Origin of the sequence: Jannaschia sp. Os4 (assembly GCF_016820245.1) — a bacterium.
Taxonomy (GTDB): domain Bacteria; phylum Pseudomonadota; class Alphaproteobacteria; order Rhodobacterales; family Rhodobacteraceae; genus Jannaschia.
In genome coordinates, this window is the sequence record NZ_JAFCAR010000005.1 from 94022 (window position 1) to 119958 (window position 25937).

Annotated in this window: 25 protein-coding genes; 21 read left to right on the forward strand and 4 right to left on the reverse strand. The window is 74.0% G+C overall.

Annotated elements, in window-relative coordinates:
- Window positions 1–38: 38 nt before the first annotated feature.
- Window positions 39–1325 carry a hypothetical protein gene (locus JQC91_RS14150; protein WP_238941568.1) on the forward strand — a complete coding sequence of 429 codons (1287 nt, stop codon included), beginning with the start codon at window positions 39–41 and terminating at the stop codon, window positions 1323–1325.
- Window positions 1322–2098 carry a hypothetical protein gene (locus JQC91_RS14155; RefSeq protein WP_343069982.1) on the forward strand — a complete coding sequence of 259 codons (777 nt, stop codon included), beginning with the start codon at window positions 1322–1324 and terminating at the stop codon, window positions 2096–2098. Before JQC91_RS14150 ends, JQC91_RS14155 begins: the two co-directional genes overlap by 4 nt.
- Here the strand turns inward: JQC91_RS14155 and JQC91_RS14160 are convergent.
- On the reverse strand, window positions 2088–2309 hold the full coding sequence (locus JQC91_RS14160) for a hypothetical protein (protein WP_203287764.1): 222 nt from the start codon (window positions 2307–2309) through the stop codon (window positions 2088–2090). The genes JQC91_RS14155 and JQC91_RS14160 overlap by 11 nt on opposite strands.
- Window positions 2306–3685 carry an argininosuccinate lyase gene (gene argH / locus JQC91_RS14165; protein WP_203287766.1) on the reverse strand — a complete coding sequence of 460 codons (1380 nt, stop codon included), beginning with the start codon at window positions 3683–3685 and terminating at the stop codon, window positions 2306–2308. The genes JQC91_RS14160 and argH overlap by 4 nt, the downstream gene beginning before the upstream one ends.
- Here argH and JQC91_RS14170 point away from each other — a divergent pair.
- The 4 genes from JQC91_RS14170 to JQC91_RS14185 all read left to right on the forward strand — a co-directional run bounded on the left by JQC91_RS14170 (window position 3684) and on the right by JQC91_RS14185 (window position 7494).
- Entirely contained in the window at window positions 3684–4226 is a 543-nt protein-coding gene (locus tag JQC91_RS14170) for a TlpA disulfide reductase family protein (RefSeq protein ID WP_203287768.1), read from the forward strand. The genes argH and JQC91_RS14170 overlap by 2 nt on opposite strands.
- Window positions 4227–4320: 94 nt before the next feature.
- Entirely contained in the window at window positions 4321–5274 is a 954-nt protein-coding gene (locus JQC91_RS14175; RefSeq protein WP_203287771.1) for a CoA ester lyase, read from the forward strand.
- Window positions 5275–5360: 86 nt separating this feature from the next.
- Complete coding sequence (locus JQC91_RS14180; protein ID WP_203287781.1) at window positions 5361–6431, forward strand: LytS/YhcK type 5TM receptor domain-containing protein; 1071 nt, start codon at window positions 5361–5363, stop codon at window positions 6429–6431.
- A 106-nt stretch (window positions 6432–6537) separates the two neighbouring features.
- Window positions 6538–7494: an acetyl-CoA carboxylase carboxyltransferase subunit alpha gene (locus JQC91_RS14185; protein WP_203287783.1), complete on the forward strand. Its 957-nt coding sequence runs from the start codon at window positions 6538–6540 to the stop codon at window positions 7492–7494.
- On the opposite strand, the gene JQC91_RS14190 is transcribed toward JQC91_RS14185, so the two are convergent.
- Both JQC91_RS14190 and pepN read right to left on the reverse strand, forming a co-directional pair.
- The gene (locus JQC91_RS14190) at window positions 7491–8405 is read right to left on the reverse strand and encodes a hypothetical protein (RefSeq protein ID WP_203287785.1); all 915 of its coding nucleotides are present in this window, start codon (window positions 8403–8405) and stop codon (window positions 7491–7493) included. The two genes, JQC91_RS14185 and JQC91_RS14190, sit on opposite strands and share 4 nt — an antisense overlap.
- Entirely contained in the window at window positions 8392–10947 is a 2556-nt protein-coding gene (pepN, locus tag JQC91_RS14195) for an aminopeptidase N (RefSeq protein WP_203287787.1), read from the reverse strand. Before pepN ends, JQC91_RS14190 begins: the two co-directional genes overlap by 14 nt.
- 139 nt (window positions 10948–11086) lie before the next feature.
- On the opposite strand from pepN, the gene JQC91_RS14200 reads away from it, so the two are divergent.
- From JQC91_RS14200 to ftsA, 15 genes are all read left to right on the forward strand, one after another.
- Window positions 11087–12526 (forward strand): UDP-N-acetylmuramoyl-L-alanyl-D-glutamate--2,6-diaminopimelate ligase, encoded by a 1440-nt coding sequence (locus JQC91_RS14200; RefSeq protein WP_203287789.1) that lies wholly within the window; start codon window positions 11087–11089, stop codon window positions 12524–12526.
- Window positions 12523–13908, forward strand: coding sequence for a UDP-N-acetylmuramoyl-tripeptide--D-alanyl-D-alanine ligase (gene murF / locus JQC91_RS14205; RefSeq protein ID WP_203287791.1), 1386 nt, complete (start codon window positions 12523–12525; stop codon window positions 13906–13908). The genes JQC91_RS14200 and murF overlap by 4 nt, the downstream gene beginning before the upstream one ends.
- A gap of 10 nt (window positions 13909–13918) precedes the next feature.
- Window positions 13919–15001, forward strand: coding sequence for a phospho-N-acetylmuramoyl-pentapeptide-transferase (gene mraY, locus JQC91_RS14210; protein WP_203287793.1), 1083 nt, complete (start codon window positions 13919–13921; stop codon window positions 14999–15001).
- Complete coding sequence (locus JQC91_RS14215; RefSeq protein WP_203287795.1) at window positions 14998–15375, forward strand: ACT domain-containing protein; 378 nt, start codon at window positions 14998–15000, stop codon at window positions 15373–15375. The genes mraY and JQC91_RS14215 overlap by 4 nt, the downstream gene beginning before the upstream one ends.
- Entirely contained in the window at window positions 15372–16016 is a 645-nt protein-coding gene (locus tag JQC91_RS14220; RefSeq protein ID WP_203287797.1) for an SDR family NAD(P)-dependent oxidoreductase, read from the forward strand. The genes JQC91_RS14215 and JQC91_RS14220 overlap by 4 nt, the downstream gene beginning before the upstream one ends.
- Before the next feature lie 17 nt (window positions 16017–16033).
- Entirely contained in the window at window positions 16034–16291 is a 258-nt protein-coding gene (locus tag JQC91_RS14225; protein ID WP_203287798.1) for a hypothetical protein, read from the forward strand.
- Entirely contained in the window at window positions 16288–17679 is a 1392-nt protein-coding gene (gene murD, locus JQC91_RS14230) for a UDP-N-acetylmuramoyl-L-alanine--D-glutamate ligase (protein ID WP_203287800.1), read from the forward strand. Before JQC91_RS14225 ends, murD begins: the two co-directional genes overlap by 4 nt.
- Window positions 17680–17809: 130 nt before the next feature.
- Window positions 17810–18973, forward strand: coding sequence for a putative peptidoglycan glycosyltransferase FtsW (locus JQC91_RS14235; protein WP_203287802.1), 1164 nt, complete (start codon window positions 17810–17812; stop codon window positions 18971–18973).
- 10 nt (window positions 18974–18983) lie between these two features.
- Window positions 18984–20078, forward strand: coding sequence for an undecaprenyldiphospho-muramoylpentapeptide beta-N-acetylglucosaminyltransferase (murG, locus tag JQC91_RS14240; RefSeq protein WP_203287804.1), 1095 nt, complete (start codon window positions 18984–18986; stop codon window positions 20076–20078).
- 17 nt (window positions 20079–20095) lie between these two features.
- A complete protein-coding gene (gene murC / locus JQC91_RS14245; protein ID WP_203288643.1) occupies window positions 20096–21496 on the forward strand; it encodes a UDP-N-acetylmuramate--L-alanine ligase in 1401 nt (466 codons plus the stop codon).
- 3 nt (window positions 21497–21499) lie between these two features.
- A complete protein-coding gene (locus JQC91_RS14250; protein ID WP_203287806.1) occupies window positions 21500–21736 on the forward strand; it encodes a DUF2484 family protein in 237 nt (78 codons plus the stop codon).
- Window positions 21733–22650: a UDP-N-acetylmuramate dehydrogenase gene (gene murB / locus JQC91_RS14255; protein ID WP_203287808.1), complete on the forward strand. Its 918-nt coding sequence runs from the start codon at window positions 21733–21735 to the stop codon at window positions 22648–22650. Before JQC91_RS14250 ends, murB begins: the two co-directional genes overlap by 4 nt.
- 117 nt (window positions 22651–22767) lie before the next feature.
- Window positions 22768–23634 (forward strand): D-alanine--D-alanine ligase, encoded by an 867-nt coding sequence (locus JQC91_RS14260; RefSeq protein ID WP_238941589.1) that lies wholly within the window; start codon window positions 22768–22770, stop codon window positions 23632–23634.
- Window positions 23622–24521 (forward strand): cell division protein FtsQ/DivIB, encoded by a 900-nt coding sequence (locus JQC91_RS14265; protein WP_203287812.1) that lies wholly within the window; start codon window positions 23622–23624, stop codon window positions 24519–24521. The genes JQC91_RS14260 and JQC91_RS14265 overlap by 13 nt, the downstream gene beginning before the upstream one ends.
- Window positions 24518–25846 carry a cell division protein FtsA gene (gene ftsA / locus JQC91_RS14270; protein ID WP_203287815.1) on the forward strand — a complete coding sequence of 443 codons (1329 nt, stop codon included), beginning with the start codon at window positions 24518–24520 and terminating at the stop codon, window positions 25844–25846. The genes JQC91_RS14265 and ftsA overlap by 4 nt, the downstream gene beginning before the upstream one ends.
- The last annotated feature ends 91 nt before the right edge of the window (window positions 25847–25937 follow it).

Consider the following 25937-nt stretch of genomic DNA (forward strand, 5'->3'; position numbering starts at 1 on the left):
CGGGCCTGCACATCCTCCGGACGCAAGGGGGAGCCGCCATGACCGACAGACGCGAGCAGGGCAGCGTGGGCCTGCGACACGCCCGCGAGGTCGAGGGGCACCTCGGCTGGCTCGACAGCTTCACCTCGGCCGCCTTGGGCGTGCTCGCGGTGGCGAGCGGGATCTACACCTATCTCGGGGTGCGGGGCCTGCTGGACGACGGCGGGGCGCTCTCGCTCTTCGCCGCCGTGGCCTACTCGGCGGCGGTCTCGACGGGGGTCTTCGTGTTCTGGTCCTACCTGCTGCGCCTGCTGCCCGCGATGCGGACGGCGGCGACGCGGCTGTGGCTCTTCGTGGCGATGGTGATCGGGTCGCTCGCGATCATCGCCATGTCGTCGTGGCTGAACGCCGCCGCGCTGGCCGGGTCGGCGGCGGTGGAGCGGCATCTGGCGGCGACCGTGCAGGACTACCAAGCGTCGCTGGAGCGGGCCCACGAGGTCACGCTGCAGGCGCAGGCGCTGGGCCGCGACGTGGGCCGGACCCGGCAGGGGTTCGAGGACCTGTCGGAGCAGGAGGCGGTGGGCAACCTGTCGGGCCTCGCGGGGCGCGGGGCGGTGTTCCGCGTGCTCCGCCAGAAGTCCGACGAGCTGACCGCCTTGGAGGAATTGATCGCTGCGCAGGAGGCGCCGGTCGCGCTGGCCTTCGCCGAGGGCAACGCGATCCTGAGCCGGATGCGCGCGCTCACCGTGGCGCCGGGGGCCGTGGAGGACCGCTCGGTCGAGTTCTCGGAGGAGGCGGTACGCCTCGCGGGGGTCATCACGACCCTGCGCCAGCTCTCGGTCGCGCCCTTGGTGGACCGGGCCGCCTCGGACCTCGCGCAGTCGGTGGTGCTGCCCCGGCTCGACGCGTCGGACGCGGGCGGGCAGGCGGCGCAGCAGGCGACGATCACGTCGCTGCTGCAGGTGCTGGGCCAGCGGGCCGAGACGCTGCAGGCCGCCGCCGCGCAAGTGCTCGCGCTGGAGCCGCCCGCCGAGGTCGTCTACACGCCGATCTCCACCGCCGACGCGGTGATCCTCTACGCGCGCAACTTCGGCCCCTCGTGGGCGGGCGCGATCGCCATCGACCTCCTGCCGGCGGTGCTCGTGCTGATCGTCGCGGTCGCGCAGGCCGCGATCCGCGCGGGCCGCGACCCGGCCGAGGCCGAGGACGCGATGACCGTGGCCGAGCTGCGCGCCGCCGTGCTGGCGCTGCGCGAGATGGAGGGGGCGGCGGCCCTGCCGGGCGCGCGCGTGCTCGGCGCGGAGCCGAGGCCCGGCCCGCCGCCCAAGATCGAGGCCGCCGAGTGAGCGACGCGCGCCCCGCGGGCGGCCCGCCGCCCCCGCCCGACCGGCAGGCCTTCGGCGCGCGGCGCACGCTGCGGTGGCTGCTGTCGCTGCAGCTCGCGCTGGCGCTGGTCCTCGTGCTGCTCGACCTCGGGCCGACGCTGCCGCAGCTCCTGCGTCCCTCGCAGGCGCCGGAGCTGGACCGGCCCGTCTCGCCGGGCGACCAGACCCGCCGCTACCGCCCGCGCCGCCCGGCCCAGCCGGGGCCGGGGGTGGACCCGGACATGCCGCGCCGCCTCGTGACGGTGGCCGACACGGTGGACGGCGCGCGGGTCCTGCGGGTGCGCGGCGCGATCGAGCCGGGGGACGGCGCCCGGGTGGCCGAGGAGGTCATCGCCCGCGCCCCGGCCCGCGTCCTGCTCGACAGCCCCGGCGGCAGCGTCTTCGACGCGCTGGAGCTGGGCCGCGCGATCCGGGAGGCGGGCGCGGACACGGCGCTGGAGGCCGGGGCGGTGTGCCTGTCGGCCTGTCCCTACGTCTTCGCGGGGGGCGTGTCGCGCGGCGTGGACGAGGACGCGCGCATGGGCGTCCACCAGCACAGCTTCGGCGAATCCTCGGTCCTGCCCGCGTTCCTCGCCGTCGAGGACGTGCAGCGGGGGCAGGCGGAGGTGCTGGTGCACCTCGCGCGGATGGGGATCGACCTGCGCGTGATGGGGCCGGCGATGGCGACGCCGGCGGACGAGATCTACATCCTCACCCCCGCCGAGATGGCGGAGTGGGACGTCGTCACGGAGTAGCGCCCGCGGCGCGGCGGGCGAGGCGCTCCAGCTCGCTCTCCTCGTCGAACTCCACCGTCTCCAAGCCGTCCACGGCGTCGTCCTCCTGCTCCACCGCGTCGACGGGCAGGGGTGGGGCGGGGGCCGCGGCGGGCGCCTGCGACGGGGGGATCGGGGCGCCGTCGGCCCCGCAGGCGGCGAGGAGCGCCGCGAGGATCCATGCGTGCCTCACCGCGCCCTCCACCGCTCGACCTGCGCCCGCACCTGATCCGGCGCGGTGCCGCCGTAGGAGGTGCGCGACGCGACGGAGTTCTCGACGCCGAGCACGCCGTAGACGGCTTGGGTGATGCCTGGATGGGCGTCCTGCATCTCGACGAGGGTGAGGTCGGGCAGGTCCAAGCCCCGCGCCTCGGCCTTCGCCACGAGCGCGCCCGTCACGTGGTGCGCCTCGCGGAAGGGCAGGCCCAGCTCGCGGACCAGCCAGTCGGCGAGGTCCGTGGCGGTGGAGAACCCGGTCGCCGCCGCCGCCGCCAGCGCGTCCCGGTTGGCGGTCATGTCGCGGACCATGCCCTCCATCGCCGCGAGGCCGAGGAGGAGCGAGTCGGCGGCGTCGAAGACCTGCTCCTTGTCCTCCTGCATGTCCTTGGAATACGCGAGCGGCAGCCCCTTCATCACCGTCAGGAGTGCTACGTTCGCGCCCACGATCCGCCCGACCTTGGCGCGCAGCAGCTCGGCCGCGTCGGGGTTGCGCTTCTGCGGCATGATGCTGGAGCCGGTGGACCAGCGGTCCGACAGCCGCACGAAGCGGAACTGGGCCGAGGACCAGACGACCAGCTCCTCGGCCAGCCGGGACAGGTGCATCGCGCAGATGCTGGCGGCGGCGAGGAACTCCAAGGCGAAGTCCCGGTCCGACACGGCGTCCAGCGAGTTGGCGCAGGGCCGGTCGAAGCCGAGCGCCTCCGCCGTCATCTCCCGGTCGATGGGGAAGCCCGTGCCGGCCAAGGCGGCCGCGCCCAAGGGCGACTCGTTCATGCGCGCCCGCGCGTCGCGCAGGCGCCCCCGGTCGCGGTCGAACATCTCGGCGTAGGCCAGCATGTGGTGGCCCCACGTCACCGGCTGCGCGACCTGCAGGTGGGTGAAGCCCGGCATCGGCCAGTCCGCCCCCGCCTCGGCCTGCCCGACCAGCGCGTCGATCAGCTTGTCCAGTGCGGTCACGGCGAGGTCCACGTGGTCCCGCACCCACAGGCGGAAGTCCGTCGCCACCTGGTCGTTGCGCGACCGACCCGTGTGCAGCCGCCCGGCCGGCTCGCCGATCAGCTCCTTCAGCCGGGCCTCCACGTTCATGTGGATGTCCTCCAGCGCGGTGGAGTAGGCGAAGGTCCCGCCCTCGATCTCCGACAATACCGTGAGGAGCCCTTCCCGGATCGCCTCGGCGTCGCTACCCGAGATGACGCCGGTGGCCGCCAGCATGGCGGCGTGCGCGCGGGACGCCTCGACGTCCTGCCGCGCCATGCGCCGGTCGAACCCGATCGAGGCGTTGATCGCCTCCATCACCTCGTCCGGGCGGTCCGCGAACCGTCCGCCCCACATCGCGTTGGAGTCCGTCATGCCCCGCCTCTCCGTCGTCTCCGCCCTCGCCTATCTCGCCGCCCTCCTGCTCGCCACCCCCACGGCGGCCGGGGTGGAGGAGGCCCGCGCCGTCGCCGAGGCCGAGGGCGTGCCCTTGGTCTGGCTGGAGCCGACCGTCCCGGCGGTCACGACCTTCGAGGCCGCCGAGGGCGAGGGCGACCTGTCGCGCTATGCCGGGCAGGTCGCGGTGGTGAACTGGTGGGCGACGTGGTGCGCGCCCTGCCGCGAGGAGATGCCGTCCTTCCAAGCCCTCGCGGACGCCATGCCCGACGTCGCGGTCGTGCCCTTGGCCTTCGGGCGTCACAACCCGGCGGCGATGCAGCGGTTCTGGGACGAGGCGGGCATCACCTCGCTGCCCCTGCACCGCGACGCGGGCGACCTCGCCCGCTCGGTCGGGGTCAAGGGCCTGCCGCACACGGTCGTCTTGGATCCCGAGGGCCGCGTGGTGGCCGAACTGATCGGCATCACCGACTGGGCCGCGCCGTCCATGCAGGCGGTGCTGGCCGCGTTGGCGGAATGAGTATTTGGGGAACATCGAAGGGCAGGGGGTTGTGAGGCGGCGGGACACGATCTAGCGGTCCCGCCATCCCCTCGCGCAACGAAGTTACCCGCTCATGTCCTTCCGCCTCCAGCCCGCCGCCCCCTCCGTGCCGAACCGCTGCCAGCTCTTCGGCCCCGGCTCCAACCCCAAGCTGTTCCCGAAGATGGCGGCCTCGGCGGCGGACGTGATCAACCTCGACCTCGAGGATTCCGTCGCCCCCGACGACAAGCCGCAGGCCCGCGCCAACGTCTGCGCGGCCCTGTCCGGACAGGACTGGGGCGCCAAGACCGTCTCCGTCCGCATCAACGCGCTCGACACGCCCTACTGGCACCGCGACGTGATCGACGTGGTGGCGGCAGGGGGCAAGCTGGACCGCATCATGATCCCCAAGGTGGGCTGCGCGGCGGACGTCTACGCCGTCGACGCGCTGCTCACCGCCTGCGAGCGCGAGGCGGGGCGCGACACGCCTGTCGCGCTGGAGGTCATCATCGAATCGGCCGCCGGCATCGCCCATGTCGAGGAGATCGCCTCCGCCTCGCCCCGCCTCGTGGCGATGTCGCTGGGCGCGGCCGACTACGCGGCCAGCATGGGGATGAGGACGACCGGCATCGGGGGGACGCAGGCCGACTACTACATGCTCCACGAGGGCGCCCGCCACTGGTCCGACCCATGGCACTGGGCGCAGGCGGCCATCGTCGCGGCCTGCCGCACCCACGGGCTGCTGCCGGTGGACGGCCCCTTCGGCGACTTCTCGGACGACGAGGGCTACCGCGCGCAGGCGCGCCGCTCCGCCGTGCTGGGCACGGTGGGGAAGTGGGCCATCCACCCCAAGCAGATCGCGCTTGCCAACGAGGTGTTCACGCCCTCCGAGGAACAGGTCGCCGAGGCGCGCGAGATCCTCGCCGCGATGGAGGCCGCCAAGGCGGCGGGGGCGGGCGCCACGACGTGGCGCGGCAAGCTGGTGGACATCGCGTCGATCCGGCAGGCGGAGGGGATCGTCCGGCTGGCCGAGAGCGTCGGCGCGTAAGATTCGCCCGATTTGACGGGGCGGCGTCAACGTCCCGTTAAGGGGGGTGGGCGACACGGGGCCCGCAACCATGACGCGAGGCCCCCATGCTGACCCTGAACGTCGCGGCGGACTTCGCGTCCTCCTACGCCCTCCTCATGGTCCTCGCGTGGTGGACGAAGCCGCTGCGCGCGCGCCTCCCCGACCTCGCCGTCGGCGTGCTCTACGGGGCGGTCGCGGCGCTGCAGATGCACCTCCCCATCGAGATGCAGTCCGGCGTGCTCATCGACATGCGCGCGGTCTCGGTCGCGCTCGCCGGCGCGCTGCTCGGCCCCAGCGGCCTCGCCGCGTGCCTGGTCATCGCCGTCTCGACCCGCTGGGGCCTCGGCGGGGCGGGCGCGCCCGCGGGGATCGGCGCGATCGTGATCGCGGGCACCATGGCGCGCATCTGGGCGGTGACCCTGTCGCGCCGTGCCATCGTGCCGGGGCCTTGGGCCTTCCTCCTCCTCGGGGCGGCGATGTCGCTGCACCTCGTCTCGACGCTGCTCCTCCCGCGCGACGCGGCTTGGGCCTTCGCCACCTCCCTCGCGCCGCTGATGCTCCTGATGAACCTCGCCACCGTGCCGCCGCTCGCCGCGCTCGGGCTGCGCGGATCGCAGGCACCCCTCGACCGCGACGCGTGGCTCGATGCGGCGACGGGCCTGCTCTCGGGCGCGGGCCTGCGCCGGGCGTTCCGGCAACGTCTCTCGGCGAACCTTCCGTCGCGGGGGACGGGGCTGACGGTGCTGCGCCTGCGCCACGGCACGTGGGTCATCCGGACCTTCGGCCACGGGACGCTGGACGCGGCGGCGGGGGCGCTGCGCGCCCGGCTCGACGCCGCGTTGCCGCGCGACGCGATGGTCGCCCGGCTCGGCCCGACGGAGGTGGCGGTCCTGTGGCCCGACGTCGACATGGCGACGCACCGGACGACCTCCATGGGCCTCGCCCGGCAGGTCGGATCCGAGCCGGTCGACCTCGTCGGCGCGCACCGCCTGACGGTCGCGCTCGAGAGCGGCTCCGCGTGGAGGCAAATCGATCCCGACCTCGACGCCCTGCTCCAAGAGGCGCGGCAGGAGGCGCGGCCCCAGCGCGCCCGGTCCGGGACCGGGCTTCCGGCCGCGGGGCGCCGGGCCGCCTGAGGGGCCGCCCCGGGCGGGACGCGGCCCGGCCCGGCGGGGGCGCGCGCCGTTGCGTCCGGACCGGGCCGGGGTCATATGGCCACCGACGCCGCGTCCGGAGGCCCCGATGACCACATATCTCGACTTCGAGAAGCCCCTGTCCGAGATCGAGGGCAAGGCCGAGGAGCTGCGCGCCCTCGCCCGCGAGCAGGGCACCGACGTCGGCAAGGAGGCCGCCCAGCTCGACGTGAAGGCCAAGGCGCAGCTCAAGCAGCTCTACGAGAACCTCACCCCGTGGCAGAAGGCGCAGGTCGCCCGCCACGCCGAGCGCCCGCACGCGACAGACTACGTCGAGGGGCTGTTCGACGAGTGGACCCCGCTGGCCGGCGACCGCAACTTCGCGGACGACCACGCGGTCCTGGGCGGGCTGGCGCGGCTGGGCGACCGCGCGGTGATGGTGATCGGCCACGAGAAGGGGCACGACACCCGCACGCGGATCGAGCGCAACTTCGGCATGGCGCGCCCCGAGGGCTACCGCAAGGCGATCCGCCTGATGCGGATGGCCGACCGGTTCGGCCTGCCCGTCGTGACGCTGATCGACACCCCGGGCGCCTATCCCGGCAAGGGCGCCGAGGAGCGCGGGCAGTCCGAGGCCATCGCCCGCTCGACCCAGACGTGCCTGTCGCTCGGCGTGCCGCTCGTCAGCGTGGTGATCGGCGAGGGCGGGTCGGGTGGGGCCGTCGCCTTCGCGACCGCCGACCGCGTGGCCATGCTGGAGCACTCGATCTACTCGGTCATCTCGCCCGAGGGCTGCGCGTCGATCCTGTGGAAGGACGCCGAGAAGATGCGCGAGGCGGCCGAGGCGCTGCGCCTGACCGCGCAGGACCTCCGGAAGCTCGGGGTGATCGACCGCATCGTGCCCGAGCCCTTGGGCGGCGCGCACCGCGCGCGCCGCGACGCGATCGACGCCGTGGGCGCGGCGCTGAAGGCGATGCTCGACGAGGTCGATCAGCGCGGCGACGCCCTGCGCGCCCAGCGCCGCGCGAAGTTCCTCGAGATGGGGTCCAAGGGCCTCGCGGCCTAGTCGATCACGGGCAGGTCCGGCCGCGCGAGGCCCGCCGGGCGGTCCGCCCAGCGCGCCAGCCGCGTCGACCAGACCGACCAGTCCCGCGCGAGGTCCGACAGCTCCGCGGCGAGGTCCGGCGCGTCCCGCTCCCGGCGGAAGAAGGCCGCGTCGAACCAGTCCGGCGTCAGCGCCGCCAGCGCCGCCTCCCCCGCCCGGGCCTCCATGACGCGCGCCATCGCGGCGCAGGCTTCGGCGTAAGGCTTGGACGCGCCAGCCGGCCCCGTCTCGGCGGCCACGTAGAAGGGCGGCTCCACCGCCAGCCCGTGCGCGGCGAGCGTCATGCCCGCATCCGCCTCCACGGTGTGCAGCCCCGCCAGCCACGCGACCACCGCCGCCGGGTCCACCTGCGCCACGCCGAGCAGGTGCAGCAGGTCGTCCGCCACGTGGTCCACCGGCGCCTCCGCCGGGTGCCACGCGCGGCGCCCCGCCTCGAAGAAGTCCCGCGCCAGCCGCAGCGCCACGTCCCGCAGCGCCGCGCGCTGGGCCGCGGGCCAGTACCACAGCCCCGCCCGCAGCGCCGTCCCCAGCACCTCCGCGTCGCGCAGCCACCGGGGCGCGTCGGCCGGGTCGGCCCAGAGCCGCAGCCCCGGGACCAGCACCAGCCGGACCACCCCTTCGCCGCCGACGCAGTCGGGATGCTCGAAGAAGACCTGCGCCCAGGCCGCCGTCTCCGGCACGGCGCCCCGCTCCAGTGCGCGCAGCGCGGCGAGCGTCTTCGCGGCGAAGGGCGGGTCGAAGCACTGCGCGCACAGGTGCGGCGGCGCGTCCCCGCCCAGCGCCTCCGACAGCGCCGCCACCGCCGCGTCCAAGGGCGGCGCCTCGCCCAGCGGCGCCAGCCAGCCGGGCGGCGGGAGGTCAGCCGTCGCCATCGCCCCGCATCCGCTCCACCATCTCGCGCAGGTCGCGGCTGATCGAGGCGGCGGCGATCCGGTCCAAGGCACCGCGCATCCCCGCCTGCCGGTCCGCGTCGTAGCGGCGCCACGTCTCGAAGGCGGTGGACATGCGCGCCGCGGCCTGCGGGTTGCCCGCGTCCAGTTCCAGCACGCGGTCCGCGACCCAGTCGTAGCCCGCCCCGTCCGCGCGGTGGAACCCGGCGGGGTTCGCGCCGGTCAGCCCGCCGACCACCATGCGGAAGCGGTTGGGGTTGGTCACGGGCACGTCGTCCCGCGCCGCGAGCCGGGCGGCGACGTCGACGGCTACGGCAGGCTCGGCATGGGCGACCTGCGCCATGAACCACTTGTCCATCACCAGCCGGTCGTGCCGCCAATCCCGCTCGAACGCCGCCGCCGCGTCCGGGTCCCGGGCCTCCAGCAGGCAGGCGAAGGCGGCCATCCGGTCGGTCATGTTGTCGGCCGCGGCGAAGGCGGCGCGGGCGGCGTCGCCCCCGTCCAGCATCGTCATGAGGCGGAGCAGGGTGGCGGCCCATGCGCGCTTGCCCGCGTCCCCGGCCTCGGGGCGGTAGGGACCGGGCGTGGCGGCGGCGGCGCGGAGCGCGGGCAAGTCGGCCTCCAGCCGCCGGGCCACGGCGCGGCCCGCGTCCCGCCGCGCCGCCCAGATCGCGTCGGGGTCGGGGGTCGCGCCACCCGCGTGGAGCGAGGCGGCGAGGTCGTCCTCGGAGGGCAGCGCGAGGGCGAGGGCTTTGAACGCGGGATCGGCGCCGCCGGTGGCGAGGGCGTGCACCGCGTCGAGCCAGCCGTCGTCGAAGGCGGCCCCGTCGACCACCCGGCGCGCGAGCCGGTCCTTCGCCAGCGCGCGCCCCGCCTCCCAGCGGGCGAAGGGGTCGGGGTCGTGGGCGAGCAGGACGAGGCGGTCGGCGTCCGTGAGCGGCGCGTCGAGGACGACCGGCGCGGAGAAGCCGCGCAGCAGCGACGGGACCACGTCGTCCGACGGGCAGGGGAGGACGAACTCGGCCTCCGCCTCCGTCAGCACCAAGGTGTCCGACGCCACCTCCGCGCCGTCCCGGTCGAGCAGGCCGAGCGCCACGGGGATCGGCATGGGCCGCTTGTCGGGCTGGCCCGGCGTGGCGGGCACCTCTTGGCGGAGCGTCAGGCGGCACTCGCCGCCGTCGGTGACCCACGAGGCCGAGAGGCGCGGCGTGCCGGCCTGGGTATACCAGAGCCCGAACCGCGACAGGTCGTGGCCGGTCGCGTCCTCGAAGCACCGGAGCCAGTCCTCGATGGTGCAGGCCTGCCCGTCGTGCCGCTCGAAGTAGAGGGCGACCGACGCGTCGTAGCCCGCCTCGCCGACGATGAGGCGGAGCATCCGGATGACCTCCGAGCCCTTCTCGTAGACTGTGGCGGTGTAGAAGTTGTCGATGGCAACGTACGCGCTGGGCCGCACGGGGTGGGCCAGCGGGCCCGCGTCCTCGCGGAACTGGCGCGCGCGGAGGGTCAGCACCTGCCCGATCCGCTCGGTGGCCGCCGAGCGCATGTCCTCCATGAACTGGTGCTCGCGGAAGACCGTCAGGCCTTCCTTGAGGCACAGCTGGAACCAGTCGCGGCAGGTGATGCGGTTGCCGGTCCAGTTGTGGAAGTACTCGTGCGCCACGATCCGCTCGACGTTGGCGTAGTCGCCGTCGGTGGCGGTGGCGGGGGAGGCGAGGACGTAGCGGGAGTTGAAGACGTTGAGGCCCTTGTTCTCCATCGCGCCCATGTTGAAGTCGTCGACGGCGACCACGTTGAACACGTCGAGGTCGTAGGCGCGCCCGTAAGCCTCCTCGTCCCACCTCATCGAACGCTTCAGCGCGTCGAGCGCGTAGGCCGTCCGGTCCTCGTCGCCGGGGCGGGTCCAGACGTTGAGCGCGACCTCGCGGCCCTCGGAGGTGGTGAAGCGGTCGGACGACGCCCGCAGGTCGCCCGCCACGAGGGCGAAGAGGTAGGTGGGCTTCGGCCACGGGTCGCGCCAGTGGCCGGGCGCGACCTCGTCGCCGTTGGACAGGCGGACGGGGAGGTCGGATTCGATGCGCACCTCGTAGGTCGCCATCGCGTCGGGGCGGTCGAGCATCCACGTGATGCGGCGGAAGCCCTCGGCCTCGCACTGGGTGCAGTACATCCCGTTCGACAGGTAGAGGCCCGAGAGCTCGGTGTTCGCGGCGGGCGCGATCTCGACCTCGGTCTCCAGCGTGAAGGCGTCTGGCAGGTCGTGCAGGATCATGCGCTGGCCGCCGCGCGCGTCCTCGATCTCCGGCGTGACCTCCGCACCGTCCACCGCGACCCGGCGGGTGGTCAGTCCCTCCCCGTCGAGGACCATGTCGCCCGCGCCGCGCCGCTCGCAGGTCAGGCGCGCGGTCACGGCGGTCGCATCGGGGTCGAGGCGGAAGCGGAGGTCCACGTGGGTCACGGCCACCGGCGGCGGGGCGTAGTCCTCCAGCCGGGTGACGGTCTGGGTCGTCTCGGGGGCCGCGTCGCGCATGGGGGTGCTCCTTCGGAGAGGGGCGTAGCGCGGGCGCCGGGGGAGGGGAACCGCCGACCCGGCGGGCCGGGGCGTTGCGCCGCCCGCGCGCGCGTCCTAACCGGCGGTCCGATCGCGCGTGCCGGATCGGAGGGGTTCGATGCTGATTTCTGACCTAGGCCTGCCGGGCCTGCCCGGGATCGACGTGTCCGCCCTGTCGGTCGACAGCCGCTTGGTCGGGCCGGGCACGCTGTTCTTCGCGCTGCCGGGATCGAACGCCCACGGCGCGCGCTTCGCGGACTCCGCGCTGGCCCAGGGAGCGGTGGCGGTGGTGACCGATCGCGAGGGCGCCGCGATGATCGAGGGCCGACCGGTGGTCGTCGTGGCGGATCCCCGCGCCGCGCTCGCCTTCGCCGCCGCGCTCCACGCGGGCGGGCAGCCCGAGACGATGGTCGCGGTGACGGGGACGAACGGGAAGACCTCCGTGGCGGCCTTCACCCGCCAGCTGTGGGAGGCGCTGGGCCACCGGGCGGTCAACATCGGGACCACCGGGGTCGAGGGAGGCTACGTCGCGCCGTCCGCGCACACCACGCCAGAGCCAATCACGCTGCACCGGCTGCTCGCGGACATGGCGGCGGCGGGTGTGACGCACGGGGCGATGGAGGCGTCGTCCCACGGGCTGGACCAGCGGCGGCTGGAGGCGGTGCGGCTGGCCGCCGCCGGCTTCACGAACCTGAGCCAGGACCATCTCGACTACCACGGCACGATGGCGGCCTACCGCGAGGCGAAGGCGGGGCTGTTCTCGCGGCTGCTCGGCGACGGGGTCGCGGTGATCGACCTCGACGACGACGAGGGGCCGCGGCTCGCCGCCGAGTGCGCGGCGCGGGGGCAGGAGGTGATCGGCACGGGGCGTCATGCGGATGCGCGGCTGCAACTGGCCGGTCAGCGGTTCGACGCCACGGGGCAGGAGGTCTTGGTCCGCTGGCAGGGCCGGACGCATTCGGCGCGGCTGGACCTCGTGGGCGGGTTCCAAGCGGGCAATGCGCTGGTGGCGGCCGGGCTGTGCATCGGGGCGGGGGACGACCCGGAGGCGGTGCTCGCCGCGCTGCCCAAGCTGCGGGGCGTGCGGGGCCGGATGGAGAAGGCGGCGCAGTTCGAGGGGGGCGCGGCGGTGTTCGTGGACTACGCCCACACGCCCGACGCCATCGAGACGGCGCTGGCCGCGCTGCGCCCGCACGTCATGGGGCGGATCGTGGCGATCGTCGGGGCGGGCGGGGACCGGGACCGGACGAAGCGCCCGCTGATGGGGAAGGCGGCGCAGAGCGCGGACGCCGTGATCGTGACCGACGACAACCCGCGCTCGGAGGATCCGGCGGCCATCCGGGCCGCCGTGCTGGAGGGCGCGCCGGCGGCCGTGGAGGTGGGCGACCGGGCGGAGGCGATCCTGCGGGGGGCCGCGATGCTGGAGCCGGGCGACGCGCTGCTGGTGATGGGCAAGGGGCACGAGACGGGGCAGACCGTGGGCGACGTGGTGCATCCGTTCGACGACGCCGAGCAGGCATCCATCGCGGTGGCGGCGTTGGAGGGCCGGGGGGCATGAGCATCTGGACGGCACGGGACGCGGCCGCCGCCACGGGCGGGACGGTGGCCTCCGACTGGGAGGCCGGCGCACCGTCGATCGACAGCCGGGCCATCCGTCCGGGCGAGATGTTCGTCGCGCTCAGGGCCGCGCGGGACGGACATGATTTTGTCGGCGATGCCTTGGCCAAGGGCGCGGGCGCCGCGCTGGTCTCCCGCGTGCCCGAGGGCGTGGCGCCGGACCGGCTGCTGGTCGTGGACGACGTGCAGGCGGGGCTGGAGGCCTTGGGCCGCGCCGGGCGGGCGCGGAGCGGGGCGCGCGTCGCGGCGATCACCGGGTCGGTGGGCAAGACCTCGACCAAGGAGATGCTGCGCCACGTGCTGGCGCGGCAGGGCACGGCCCACGCGGCCATCAAGTCCTACAATAACCACTGGGGCGTCCCGCTGACGCTGGCGGGGCTGCCGCCCGACGCGGACTTCGCCGTGATCGAGATCGGGATGAACCATCCCGGCGAGATCGCGCCGCTCGCCGTCCAGGCGCGGCCCCACGTGGCCATCGTCAACACGGTGGCGCCCGTGCACTTGGAGGCGTTCGAGGACGGCTTGGAGGGCATCGCGCGCGAGAAGGCGTCGATCTTCGAGGGGCTGGAGCCGGGGGGCGTGGCGCTGTGGAACGCGGACGCCCCGCACCAGGACATGCTGCGGCGCGGCGACGGCGAGGGCTTCGGCCATGCCGAGGACGCGGCGTGGCGGCTGACCCGCGTGGCGGCGGGGGCGGACTCGGTCGCCTGCGAGGCGGCGACGCCGGTGGGCGCGATCGCCTTCCGCATCGGCGCGCCGGGCGCGCATTTCGCGTCCAACGCGCTCGGGGTGCTGGCCTGCGTCCATCACCTCGGCGGCGACGTCGCGCGGGCGGCGCTGGCCCTGTCGGACTGGACCCCGCCGGACGGCCGGGGGGCGCGCCACGCCGTGCGGGTGGACGCCGATGCGCCACCCATCGAACTGTTCGACGACGCCTACAACGCGAACCCCGCCTCCGTGGGGGCGGCGCTGGACCTGCTCGCCGCGACCCCCGTGCCGAAGAGGGCGCGGCGCGTCGCCATCCTCGGCGACATGAAGGAACTCGGGCCGACCGGCCCGGCCCTCCACGCGGGCCTCGCCGGGCTCGACGCGGTGGACGCGCTGGATGCCGTGCACACGGTGGGTCCGCTGATGCGTCACCTGCACGACGCGCTGCCCGCCGCGACGCGCGGGCATCACGTGGACGACGCCGCCGCGCTGGCCGCCGAGATCCGCGACCTCGTGCGACCGGGCGATGCGGTCACGGTCAAGGGCTCCCTTTCGATGGGGATGGCGCGGATCGTTGACGCGATCCGGGCGCTCGGTCAGGACGGCCGGAACTAGGAGACCCTGCATGTTCTACTGGCTGACGGCGCTCTCGGATGGCGGCGATCTGTTCAACCTGTTCCGCTACATCACCGTGCGCGCGGGGCTGGCCTTCTTCACGGCGCTCGTCTTCGGCTTCCTGTTCGGGCGCCCGCTGATCGACCTGCTGCGCAAGCGGCAGGGCAAGGGCCAGCCGATCCGCTCGGACGGGCCGGAGACGCACTTCGCCAAGCAGGGCACGCCGACCATGGGCGGGCTGCTGATCCTGTCCGCGATCCTCGTCTCGACGCTGCTCTTCGCGCGGCTCGACAACCCCTATGTCTGGCTCGTGCTGGGCGTGACGGCGGTCTACGGGGCGATCGGCTTCGTGGACGACTACGCCAAGGTGCGGGCGGGCAACCATGCGGGCGTGCCCGGCAAGGTGCGCCTCGCCTTGGGCTTCGCGCTGGCGGCCGTCGCAGCCGTCGTCGCCATCTGGATGCACCCGCCGGAGCTGGAGAACCAGCTGGCGCTGCCGGTCTTCGCGGACGTGCTGATCAACTTCGGCTGGTTCTACATCCCCTTCGTGATGGTCGTGATCGTGGGCTCCGCCAACGCGGTGAACCTGACGGACGGGCTGGACGGGCTGGCCATCATGCCGTCGATGATCGCGGCCGGAAGCCTGGGCGTCATCGCCTACGCGGTGGGCCGGACCGACTTCACGGAGTATCTGGGCGTCCACTACGTGCCGGGCACCGGCGAGCTTCTGGTCTTCTGCGCGGCGCTGATCGGCGGCGGCCTCGGGTTCCTGTGGTACAACGCGCCCCCGGCGGCGGTCTTCATGGGCGACACCGGATCGCTGGCCTTGGGCGGCGCGCTGGGCACGGTGGCGGTGGCGACCAAGCACGAGCTGGTCTGGGCCATCATCGGCGGCCTCTTCGTGGTCGAGGCGCTGTCGGTGATCATCCAGGTCGCCAGCTTCAAGATGACCGGCAAGCGGGTGTTCCTGATGGCGCCGATCCACCACCACTTCGAGAAGAAGGGCTGGCCCGAGAGCCAGGTGGTGATCCGCTTCTGGATCATCGCGCTGGTGCTCGCGCTGGTCGGGCTGGCCACGCTGAAGGTGCGATGACCGTCTCCGGCACGTCCGAGATGATCGCGGGCATGTCCCCGCGGCTGCGCGACGGCGCGTGGGTGTTTTCCGGCGATGCCGCACGGCATGGCGAGGCCATCGCCACGATCGCCGAGGACGCGCCCTCGCTGATCGTCCCCGCGCGGGACGGCGAGGGGCCGCGCATGGCGTGGATCACCCTCGACGTGTTCTCGGATCTGGAAGGCGTGGGCCTGACCGCCGCCGTGTCCACGGCCTTGGCGAACGCGGGGATCGCCTGCAACGTGGTGGCGGGGCGGTCGCACGACCACCTCTTCGTCCCCGAGGCGCGCGCCGCCGAGGCGATGGACATCCTGCGGGCGCGGGCCATGCAAGAGACGGGGGCGGAGCGATGACGCGGGCACTCGTGACGGGCGGCAACCGGGGGATCGGCTTCGCCGTGGCGGCGGCGCTGGCGGCGGAGGGGCTGGACGTGGTGATCGCCGCCCGCTCGGGCGGGGCGGAGGCTGCGGCCGAGATCGGATGCGACTGGGTGGCGATGGATCTGACGGACGACGCGTCCATTCAGGCGGGGCTGGCCGATGCGGGCCGGATCGACGTGCTGGTCAACAACGCGGGCGTGCTCTGGGACGAGGGGCTGTTCTCCTCGGTCGATCACTTTGATGCGACGATGGCCGTGATGGTCCGCGCGCCGTGGCTGCTGATGCGCGCGCTCCTGCCCGGCATGGGGCCGGAGGGGCGGGTGGTGAACATGTCGTCGGGCTGGGGCAGCTTCGCCGAGGGGATCGGCGGCGGGGGGGCCTACGGGCCGGCCAAGGCGGCGCTCAACGCGCTGACGGTCCGCGCCGCTGGGGAGGCGCCCGTGGGCGTGAAGGTCAACGCGATGTGCCCCGGCTGGGTGCGGACGCGGATGGGCGGGGCAGGCGCCACGCGCTCGCCCGAGGAGGCGGCGGACACCGCCGTCTGGCTGGCCACGCTGCCCGAGGACGGGCCGACGGGCGGCTTCTTCCGCGACCGCAGGCCGATCCAATGGTGAGGCCTTCGGACGAGGAGATGGACGCCGCCTTCGACGCCGCGCGCGACCGCGCCCCGTGGGCGATGAAGGGGACGCGCTGGGCGCGCTGGGGCGCGATGGCCGCGCTCGTGGGCGCGATCGCCCTCGCCGTCCCGTTCCTGCGCGGGTGGGCCGACGCCGAGGCGCGGCTGGCCGCCGATCCCACGCTCTGCGGACGCGGCTTCACCGCCGCGCCCGACGACCGCTCCGAGTTCCGCCGCGCGGCGGAGGCCTTCTTCGTAGAGCGCTGCGAATGATCCCCGTGCGCGGCCTCGCGGGGGCCAAGGTGGCCGTGCTGGGCCTCGGCCGCTCGGGCCTGACGGCGGCGCGGGCGCTGCGGGCCGGGGGTGCCGACGTCGTCGCGTGGGATGACGGCGCGGCGGGGCGCGATGCGGCCGAGGCGGAGGGCTTCGCCACCGCCGACCTCGCGCGCGGCGGGCTGGAGGGCTGCGACCTGCTGATCACGAGCCCCGGCATCCCGCACCTCTTCCCCCAGCCACACCCCGCGATCCGCGCGGCGTGGGACGCGGGCGTGCCGGTCGACAACGACATCGGCCTTTTCTTCCGCTCGCTGGGCCATGACGGCCCGCCGCCCAAGGTGGTCGCGGTCACCGGGTCGAACGGCAAGTCGACCACCTCGGCGCTGATCCACCACGTCCTCACCCATGCGGGCCGCACCGCGCACCTCGCGGGGAACATCGGGCGCGGCGTGCTGGACCTCGACCCGATGGGCGAGGGGGAGGTCGTGGTGCTGGAACTGTCCTCCTACCAGACGGAACTGGCCCGCGCGCTCACGCCCGACGTTGCCGTGTTCACCAACCTCTCGCCCGACCATCTCGACCGGCACGCGGGCTTCGGCGGCTACTACGCGGCCAAGCGCCGCCTGTTCGCCGAGGGCGGGCCTGACCGCGCGGTGATCGGCTGCGACGAGGACACGGGCCGCTTCCTCGCCAACCAGATGGCAGAGGCGCCGGGCGACGACCGCGTGATCCGCGTGGCGACAGGGCGTCCGAACGGCACCGCGTGGCAGGTGACGGCGCGCAAGGGCTGGCTGTCGGAGACGCGCAAGGGGCGGCAGATGGCGTCCGTCGACCTGCGCGACGTCGCGGGCCTGCCGGGGCACCACAACCACCTCAACGCCGCCTGCGCGTGGGGCGTGGCGAGGGCGCTGGGGCTGGGCCCGCACGAGATCGAGGCGGGCCTGCGGGGGTTCGGCGGCTTGCCACATCGCTCGCAAGTGCTGGGAGAGGCGGGCGGCGTGCGCTTCGTCAACGACAGCAAGGCGACGAACCCGGACGCGGCGGCGCAGGCTCTGGCCGCCTTCCCGCGCATCCGCTGGATCGTCGGCGGGCTGGCCAAGGACGGCGCGTCGCTCGACGGGCTGCGCCCCCACTACGGCAACGTCGCCAAGGCCTACGTGATCGGGCGCGAGGCCGCGTCCTTCGCGGTCGCGCTGGGCGAGGTGGAGGCGGAGGTCTGCGGCGACATGGGCACGGCGGTGGCGCGCGCCGTGGCCGAGGCGGAGCCGGGCGACGTGGTGCTGCTGGCGCCCGCGGCGGCGTCCTTCGACCAGTACGACAGCTTCGAGCGGCGCGGCGAGGATTTCGCGCGTCACGTGGCCGGGGTCGCGGGCGTCGGCGCATAGGCCGCGCGCGAGTCTTTCCCGTCACGCCCGGTCGCCCGCCGCATCTCGGCTGTGGACCGAACGCCCCCGCGTCGCCTACACGTCGTTCCAGAGCCGGACCAACCGGCCGGGCAGTGACGCAGGCGTACCCATGACCGAGATCGCGCACGGCACCGTGATGGTGTCCCCGGGCGAACCCATCCTGTCGCGCTGGTGGCGCACGCTGGACAAGACCGTTCTGGGCAGCCTCGTGCTGCTCTTCGCCTGCGGGCTGCTGCTGGGCCTCGCCGCCTCGGTGCCCTTGGCCGAGCGCAACGGGCTGGACCCGTTCCACTACGTCTACCGGCAGGCCTTCTTCGGCAGCCTCGCCTTCGTCGTCATGCTCGCGACCTCGATGATGTCGCCGCACCTGATCCGCCGCCTCGCGGTCCTCGCCTTCTTCGGCGCGTTCCTCGCGGTGGCGCTGCTCCCGGTGCTCGGCACCGACTTCGGCAAGGGGGCCACGCGCTGGTACTCGCTCGGCTTCGCGTCCGTGCAGCCGTCCGAGTTCCTCAAGCCCGTCTTCGTGGTCCTGACGGCATGGCTGATGTCCGCCGCCGCGCAGCCGAACGGCCCGCCGGGCAAGTCCATCTCGCTCGCCGTCCTCCTCGTGATCCTCGCCTTCCTCGCCACCCAGCCCGACTTCGGGCAGGCGATGCTGCACGTCATCGCGTGGTCGGCGATCTACTTCGTCGCCGGCGCGCCGATCCTGCTGCTGACCGTGATCGCGGTCGCCGTCGGCCTCGCCGGGATCGCGTTCTACAACTCGTCCGAGCACTTCGCCCGCCGCATCGACGGGTTCCTCACCCCCGACGTCGATCCCCGGACCCAGCTCGGCTACGCCACCGAGGCGATCCGCGAGGGCGGCTTCCTCGGGGTCGGCGTCGGCGAGGGGCGGGTGCGCTGGACGCTGCCCGACGCGCACACGGACTTCATCATCGCCGTGGCCGCCGAGGAGTACGGCCTGATCCTCGTATTCCTGATCGTCGGCCTCTTCGCCACGATCACCGTGCGCTCGCTCGCCCGGCTGTCCAAGGAGCGGGACATGTTCATCCGGCTGGCCGGCACCGGCCTCGTTGTGCTCCTCGCCAGCCAAGCGTTCATCAACCTCGGCGTCGCCGTCCGGCTGCTGCCGGCGAAGGGCATGACGCTGCCCTTCGTGAGCTACGGCGGCTCTTCGCTCATCGCGATGGGGGCCTTGACCGGGATGCTGCTGTGCTTCACCCGGTCGCGGCCCCAAGGGGACTTGGGCGACCACATCCTGACCCGCCGCTGAGAGGACCCGCATGGACGCGCCCCTGTTGGTGATCGCCGCCGGGGGCACCGGCGGCCACATGTTCCCGGCGCAGGCCTTGGCCGAGGCGATGATCGCGCGCGGCTGGCGGGTGAAGCTCTCGACCGACGAGCGCGGCGCGCGCTACTCCGAGCGCTACCCCGAGGCCGTGGCCCGCGAGGTGATCCCCGCCGCGACCTTCGCGGGCGGCGGCCTCGTGGCGAAGGCGAGGGCGCCGTTCAGCATCGGCGCGGGGGTGTGGCGGGCGGTCCGCTCCATGCGCCGCGACCGGCCCGCGCTGGTCGTGGGCTTCGGCGGCTACCCGACCATCCCCGCGCTCTCGGCGGCGGAGCTGCTCAAGATCCCGCGCCTCCTGCACGAGCAGAACGGCGTGCCGGGCAAGGTGAACCGACTCTTCGCCGAGCGCGTCGGCACCGTCGCCTGCGGCACGTGGCCGACCACGCTCCCCGAGGGGGTCGAGGCGATCCATGTCGGCAACCCCGTCCGCGCCGCCATCGCGCACCGGGCCGCGGCCCCCTACATCCCGCCGGGCGACCATCCGATGAAGCTCCTCGTGCTCGGCGGCAGCCAAGGCGCCCGGATCATGTCGCAGGTCGTCCCCCGCGCGGTCGCCGCCCTGCCGGACGCGATGAAGCGCAACCTCCGCGTCGACCATCAGGCGCGCGAGGAGGACTACGACTACGCCACCGAACTCTACGACGAGGCGGGCGTGCGGGCGCATGTGGACACGTTCTTCGAGGACGTGCCCGACCGGCTCGCCGACGCGCAGCTCGTCATCGCCCGGGCCGGCGCCTCGACGCTGGCCGACCTCACGGTGATCGGGCGGCCCTCGATCCTCGTCCCCTACGCGGCCGCGGCGAACGACCATCAGGCGGCCAACGCGCGCGGCCCCGCCGAGGCGGGCGCGGCCATCGTGATGCCCGAGGGCATGTTCACGCCCGAGAGCCTGCGCGAGCAGATGGAGACGGTGCTGACGAACCCGCAGGGCGCGCAGATGATGTCGCGCGCCGCGCTCGGCCTCGCGGTGCCCGACGCGACGGAGCGGCTCGTGGAACTGGCGGAGCACATGGCGGGAGCGGGACGATGAAGGACTTGGAGACCACGATGCGGAACGCGACGAAGCTGCCGACCTCCATCGGCCCGATCCACTTCGTGGGGATCGGCGGGATCGGCATGTCGGGCATCGCCGAGGTGCTGATGAGCCAAGGCTTCACGGTGCAGGGCTCGGACGCGAAGGCGTCGGACAACACCAAGAGGCTGGAGGGCTTGGGCGCGCGGGTCTTCATCGGGCAGGCCGAGCAGAACCTCGAAGGCGCGGAGGTCGTGGTGATCTCCAGCGCCATCAAGCCGGGCAACCCCGAACTGGACGCCGCCCGCGCGCGCGGCCTGCCGGTGGTGCGCCGGGCCGAGATGCTGGCCGAGCTGATGCGCCTGCGCTCCAACGTCGCCGTGGCGGGGACGCACGGCAAGACGACGACGACCACGATGGTGGCCGCGCTGCTCGACGCGGGCGGGGTGGACCCGACGGTGATCAACGGCGGCGTCATCCACGCCTACGGCTCGAATGCCCGCATGGGCGGCTCGGACTGGATGGTGGTCGAGGCCGACGAGTCCGACGGCACGTTCAACCGCCTGCCGGCGACTGTCGCCATCGTCACCAACATCGACCCCGAGCACATGGAGCACTGGGGCACGATCGAGAACCTGCGCCGGGGCTTCGACGACTTCCTGTCCGGCATCCCGTTCTACGGCCTCGCCGTCTGCTGCACCGACCACCCGGAGGTCCGCAGCCTCGTGGGACGCACCTCCGACCGCCGGGTCGTGACCTACGGGTTCAACGCGCAGGCGGACGTGCGGGCCGTGGGCCTGTCCTACGAGAAGGGCGTCGCCTGCTTCGACATCCACCTGCAGGACGCGGGCCGCGTGATCGAAGGGTGCCGCCTGCCGATGCCGGGCGACCACAACGTGTCGAACGCGCTGTCGGCCGTCGCCGTCGCGCGGGAGCTGGGCGTGGACGACGCCACGATCCGCGACGGGCTCGCGGCCTTCGGGGGCGTCAACCGCCGCTTCACCCGCGTGGGGGAGTGGAAGGGCGTGCCGATCATCGACGACTACGGCCACCATCCCGTAGAGATCGCCGCCGTCCTCAAGGCCGCGCGGCAGTCGGTGGACGAGGGCGGGCGCGTGATCGCCGTCCACCAGCCGCACCGCTACACCCGGCTCGACAGCCTCTTCGACGACTTCGCGGGCTGCTTCGCAGAAGCAGACGTCGTGGGCATCACCGACATCTTCGCCGCCGGCGAGGCCCCCATCGCGGGCCGCTCGCGCGACGACCTCGTGGCCGGCATCATCGCCACGGGCCACCGCCACGCGCGGTCCGTGACCGACGAGGACGACCTCGCCCGGCTGGTGCGCGAGCAGGCGCGCGAGGGGGACATCGTCGTCTGCCTCGGCGCGGGCTCCATCTCGGGCTGGGCGCGCGGCCTCGCGGGGCGGCTCGGCTGAGCGATGGGGCTGATTGCGCTCTGCCTCTGGATCCTCGCGGCGGCGGTCCTGCAATGGGTCACGACCGCCAAGCAGTCGTGGCCCGCCGCCTACGGGCTGATGGTCGTGGCGGTCCCGGTCCTCTGGCTGCTCTGGCAGCAATCCCCGGCCCACGCGCTGCTCGGCCTCGCTGCGATGTGCGCCGTCCTGCGCTGGCCGGTCCGCTACGGCTGGCGCCGCATCAAGGGCCTGATCCGATGACCTATCCCGACCTCCGCGGCACGCTCACCGAAAGGCGCGACCTCGCCTCGCTCACGTGGCTGCGCGTCGGCGGCCCCGCGGACGCGCTGGTCCAGCCCGCCGACGAGGCGGACCTTTCCGCGTTCCTCGCTGCGCTGGACCCGAACGTTCCGGTCTTCCCGATGGGCGTCGGCTCGAACCTCATCGTCCGCGACGGGGGGCTGCGGGCCGTGGTGATCCGCCTCGGGCGCGGCTTCAACGGGATCGTGGTCGAGGGCGAGCAGGTCCACGCGGGCGCCGCCGCGCTGGATGCCCACGTGGCGCGCAAGGCCGCGCAGCGGGGCCGCGACCTCACCTTCCTGCGGACCATCCCCGGCAGCGTGGGCGGCGCGGTGCGGATGAACGCGGGCTGCTACGGCAGCTACGTGGCCGACGTGCTGGAGGAGGTGCGGGTGGTCCTGCGCGACGGCACTGTCCGCGACCTGCCCGCCGCCGACCTCAACCTCGCCTACCGCTCCTCCGACCTGCCCGAGGGCGCCGTCGTCATCCGCGCCACTTTCCGCGCGCCCGCGGGCGACCCGGCGGCGCTGGAGGCGCGGATGGAGGAGCAGCTGGCCAAGCGCGACGCGACCCAGCCGACCAAGGACCGCAGCGCGGGCTCCACCTTCCGCAACCCGGCCGGCTTCTCCTCGACGGGCCGTGCGGACGACGTGCACGACCTCAAGGCGTGGAAGGTGATCGACGACGCCGGGATGCGCGGCGCGACCCGGGGCGGGGCGGTGATGTCGGAGAAGCACTCAAACTTCCTCGTCAATGCGGGCGGCGCGACGGCGGCAGATCTGGAAGGCTTGGGCGAGGAAGTGCGCGCCAAGGTCTTGGCCCATAGCGGCATTTCGCTAGAGTGGGAGATCATGCGGGTCGGAGAGCCCGCCTGACGCCGAGGACCGCCGACAGACGCGGCCCGGCACGAGGCAGATGAGAGGGCGGCAGCGCCCCGAACAGGCAAGGGATTGGTGGTGTCGGGCAGGACTCCCCAACATGTGGTCGTCGTCATGGGCGGCCCGTCGAACGAGCGGGAGGTCTCCCTCTCGTCCGGATCGCAATGCGCGGCGGCGCTGCGGGCCGAGGGCTACCGCGTCACGGAACTGGACGTGGGCCCCGATCTGGCCGCGCGGCTGGCCGCGGAAAAACCCGACGCCGTGTTCAACGCGCTACACGGGCGCTGGGGCGAGGACGGCTGCGTGCAGGGGCTGCTGGAATGGCTGCGCATCCCCTACACCCATTCCGGGGTGCTGGCCTCGTCGCTGGCGATGGACAAGACGCGCACCAAGGACGCCTTCCGCGCGGCGGGCCTGCCCGTGGTGGAGAGCCGCCTCGTGCCGAGGGACGCGGCCGGGTCCGCGCTGCCCGCGCCCTACGTGGTGAAGCCCAACGCGGACGGCTCGTCGGTGGGCGTGCACATCGTGCGGGAGGGGTCGAACCTGCCGCCGCTCGACGACATGCCCGCCACCGTGATGGTCGAGGCCTACGTTCCGGGCCGCGAGCTGACGACGACGGTGCTGGACGGGCGCGCGCTGGGCGTCACCGAGATCGTCACCGACGGCTGGTACGACTACGACGCGAAATACGCCGAGGGGGGGTCGTCTCACATCGTCCCCGCCGACGTGCCCGCGGAGATCGCGGAGGCCTGCACCGATTTCGCGCTGCGCGCCCATGCCGTCCTCGGCTGCCGCACGCTGAGCCGCACGGACTTCCGCTGGGACGACGCGCGCGGGCTCGACGGCCTGATCCTGCTCGAGACCAACACGCAGCCCGGCATGACCCCCACCTCGCTCACCCCGGAGCAGGCGGAGCACGCGGGCATCCCCTTCGGACGCCTCTGCGCGATGCTGGTGGAGGACGCCTCGTGCGACCGCTGATCCGCCTCAGGGCCGTGGCCCGCGCCGTGCGCGCCGACGCGAAATGGGCGTGGCGGGCCGAGCGGCTGTGGCTCACCCCGTCCTTCCGGCGCCTCGTGCGCGTCGGCATCCCGCTTCTCGCGACGGCGGGCGCGATCCACCTCTGGCTCGGCGACCCCGCCCGCCTCGCCGCCGTGCAGGACCGCATGGCCGAGGTGCGCCGCTCGATTCAGGACCGGCCCCAGTTCATGGTCACGCACGTCTCGATCGAGGGGGCGTCCGCGCAGCTGCGCGAGGACATTGCCGAGGCGATGCCGGTGGACCTGCCCCTGTCGCAGTTCGCCCTCGACACCGCCGCGATCCGCGCCGGGCTCGAAAGCCTCGACCCGGTGGAGCGGGCCGAGGTGCGCGTGGCCCCGGGCGGCATGCTCGCCATCCGCATCACCGAGCGCGACCCCGCCGTGGTGTGGGCGCATGCCGACGGCGTGGACGTGCTCGACGCGACGGGCCACCGCATCGCCACCGTCGCGGACGTCGACGCCGCCGGCCCCTTGCCGCGCGTGGCGGGCGAGGGCGCGGGGGACCGGGTCGAGGAGGCACTACGCCTGATGGCGGCCGCCGGCCCGGTGGCCGAGACGCTCGTGGGCCTCGTGCGCGTGGGCGAGCGCCGCTGGGACGTGGTCTTGGCCGACGACAAGCGCATCCTGCTGCCCGAGGTCGCGCCCGCGCAGGCGCTGGACCGGGCGCTGGCGCTGCACGCGGCCACGGACGTGCTGTCGCGCGACGCGGTGGCCTTGGACATGCGGGTCGCGGGGCGGCCCACGGTGAGGATGGGGCCGGAAGCGGTCGCCAAGCTGCGCGCCGTGCGCGCCGAGGCCCGCGCCGCCCGAGAGGAGGACGAAGGATGAGCCGCCTGTTCCAGGCCCAACGCACCATGCGCCGCAAGCGGCAGGCCGCGCTGCAGCGCGGCGTCGTCGCCGTGCTCGACGTCGGCACCTACAAGACCTCCTGCCTCGTGCTGCGCTTCGAGGAGAACGCGCCGCAGGGCGAGGGCGTGGGCCAGATGGCGGGGCAGTCGAACTTCCGGGTCATCGCCCATGCCACGACCCGTTCGCGCGGGGTGCGCGCGGGCGAGGTGGACGCGATGCCCGAGGTGGAGCGCGCCATCCGCAGCGCCGTGCAGGCCGCGCAGCGCGGTGCGGGCGTCCGGGTGGACCATGTCGTCGCGTGCTTCTCGGGCGGGCGCCCGGTTTCCTACGCGACGCAGGGCGAGATGCCCCTGATCGGCGAGGCCTGCACCGTCGCGGACGTCTCTGACGTGCTGTCGCGTGTCGATACCCCCGACCTCGGGCCGGGCCGCGAGGTGCTGCACGCCCAGCCCGTGAACTTCGGCCTCGACCACCGCACGAACATGCGCGACCCGCGGGGCCAGTCCGGCGAGCGGCTGCGCGCGGACGTCCACATGCTGACTGTTGACGACCACGCGATCGCGAACCTCCTCGCCTGCATCCACCGCTGCGACCTCGAATGCGCGGGCCTCGTCTCGGCGCCCTACGCGGCGGCGACGGCGGCGCTGGTCGAGGACGAGAAGGAACTAGGCGCGGCCTGCATCGACATGGGCGCGGGCACGACGGGCCTGTCGATCTGGATGCGCCGCCACATGGTCTGGGCCGACACGGTGCCGATCGGGGGCGACCACGCCACCACCGACGTCAGCCAGCTGCTGCGCGTGCCGTGGGCCACCGCGGAGGGGATCAAGACGCGGTTCGGCGGGGTCCACGCCACGGGCGCCGACGACCGCGAGATGATCCCGCTGCAGGCCGAGACCGGCGATTGGCACCACGACCGGCGAGAGGTCAGCCGCTCGGACCTCATCGGCATCCTGCGCCCGCGCCTCGAGGAGATCCTCGAGGAGGCCGCCGCGCGGCTGGAGGCGGCGGGCTTCGCCTCGCTGCCCTCGCAGCGCATCGTGCTCACCGGCGGCGCCAGCCAGATGCCCGGCCTCGACGGCCTCGCGGCGCGGGTGCTCGGCCCGTCGGTCCGCCTCGGGCGGCCCCTGCGGGTGCCCGGCCTGCCCGAGCGGGCGGCGGGGCCGGAGGGCGCGGCCTGCGTGGGCCTGTGCGTCCAGGCGGCCGAGCCGCAGGACGAGTTCTGGGACTTCGACGCCGCGCCCGCGCGCGCGGGCGGGCAGGGGCTGCGCCGCGTCGCGCGCTGGTTCCGCGACAACTGGTGAGCGGGGCGAGGATCATGGCGGAAATGTGGCACGCACGACTCACCCGAAGGCGAGCGGGCCCCTGATTCCGCCGATGCGCGAATCAGGGGAG

What these genes read in the sequence shown, in the direction of transcription:
- JQC91_RS14150 (WP_238941568.1), top strand. Translation starts at nt 39, where the DNA reads ATGACCGACAGACGCGAGCAGGGCAGCGTGGGCCTGCGACACGCCCGC.
- JQC91_RS14170 (WP_203287768.1), top strand. Translation starts at nt 3,684, where the DNA reads ATGCCCCGCCTCTCCGTCGTCTCCGCCCTCGCCTATCTCGCCGCCCTC.
- argH (WP_203287766.1), bottom strand. Translation starts at nt 3,685, where the DNA reads ATGACGGACTCCAACGCGATGTGGGGCGGACGGTTCGCGGACCGCCCG.
- JQC91_RS14175 (WP_203287771.1), top strand. Translation starts at nt 4,321, where the DNA reads ATGTCCTTCCGCCTCCAGCCCGCCGCCCCCTCCGTGCCGAACCGCTGC.
- JQC91_RS14180 (WP_203287781.1), top strand. Translation starts at nt 5,361, where the DNA reads ATGCTGACCCTGAACGTCGCGGCGGACTTCGCGTCCTCCTACGCCCTC.
- JQC91_RS14185 (WP_203287783.1), top strand. Translation starts at nt 6,538, where the DNA reads ATGACCACATATCTCGACTTCGAGAAGCCCCTGTCCGAGATCGAGGGC.
- JQC91_RS14190 (WP_203287785.1), bottom strand. Translation starts at nt 8,405, where the DNA reads ATGGCGACGGCTGACCTCCCGCCGCCCGGCTGGCTGGCGCCGCTGGGC.
- pepN (WP_203287787.1), bottom strand. Translation starts at nt 10,947, where the DNA reads ATGCGCGACGCGGCCCCCGAGACGACCCAGACCGTCACCCGGCTGGAG.
- JQC91_RS14200 (WP_203287789.1), top strand. Translation starts at nt 11,087, where the DNA reads ATGCTGATTTCTGACCTAGGCCTGCCGGGCCTGCCCGGGATCGACGTG.
- murF (WP_203287791.1), top strand. Translation starts at nt 12,523, where the DNA reads ATGAGCATCTGGACGGCACGGGACGCGGCCGCCGCCACGGGCGGGACG.
- mraY (WP_203287793.1), top strand. Translation starts at nt 13,919, where the DNA reads ATGTTCTACTGGCTGACGGCGCTCTCGGATGGCGGCGATCTGTTCAAC.
- JQC91_RS14215 (WP_203287795.1), top strand. Translation starts at nt 14,998, where the DNA reads ATGACCGTCTCCGGCACGTCCGAGATGATCGCGGGCATGTCCCCGCGG.
- JQC91_RS14220 (WP_203287797.1), top strand. Translation starts at nt 15,372, where the DNA reads ATGACGCGGGCACTCGTGACGGGCGGCAACCGGGGGATCGGCTTCGCC.
- JQC91_RS14225 (WP_203287798.1), top strand. Translation starts at nt 16,034, where the DNA reads ATGGACGCCGCCTTCGACGCCGCGCGCGACCGCGCCCCGTGGGCGATG.
- murD (WP_203287800.1), top strand. Translation starts at nt 16,288, where the DNA reads ATGATCCCCGTGCGCGGCCTCGCGGGGGCCAAGGTGGCCGTGCTGGGC.
- JQC91_RS14235 (WP_203287802.1), top strand. Translation starts at nt 17,810, where the DNA reads ATGACCGAGATCGCGCACGGCACCGTGATGGTGTCCCCGGGCGAACCC.
- murG (WP_203287804.1), top strand. Translation starts at nt 18,984, where the DNA reads ATGGACGCGCCCCTGTTGGTGATCGCCGCCGGGGGCACCGGCGGCCAC.
- murC (WP_203288643.1), top strand. Translation starts at nt 20,096, where the DNA reads ATGCGGAACGCGACGAAGCTGCCGACCTCCATCGGCCCGATCCACTTC.
- JQC91_RS14250 (WP_203287806.1), top strand. Translation starts at nt 21,500, where the DNA reads ATGGGGCTGATTGCGCTCTGCCTCTGGATCCTCGCGGCGGCGGTCCTG.
- murB (WP_203287808.1), top strand. Translation starts at nt 21,733, where the DNA reads ATGACCTATCCCGACCTCCGCGGCACGCTCACCGAAAGGCGCGACCTC.
- JQC91_RS14260 (WP_238941589.1), top strand. Translation starts at nt 22,768, where the DNA reads ATGGGCGGCCCGTCGAACGAGCGGGAGGTCTCCCTCTCGTCCGGATCG.
- ftsA (WP_203287815.1), top strand. Translation starts at nt 24,518, where the DNA reads ATGAGCCGCCTGTTCCAGGCCCAACGCACCATGCGCCGCAAGCGGCAG.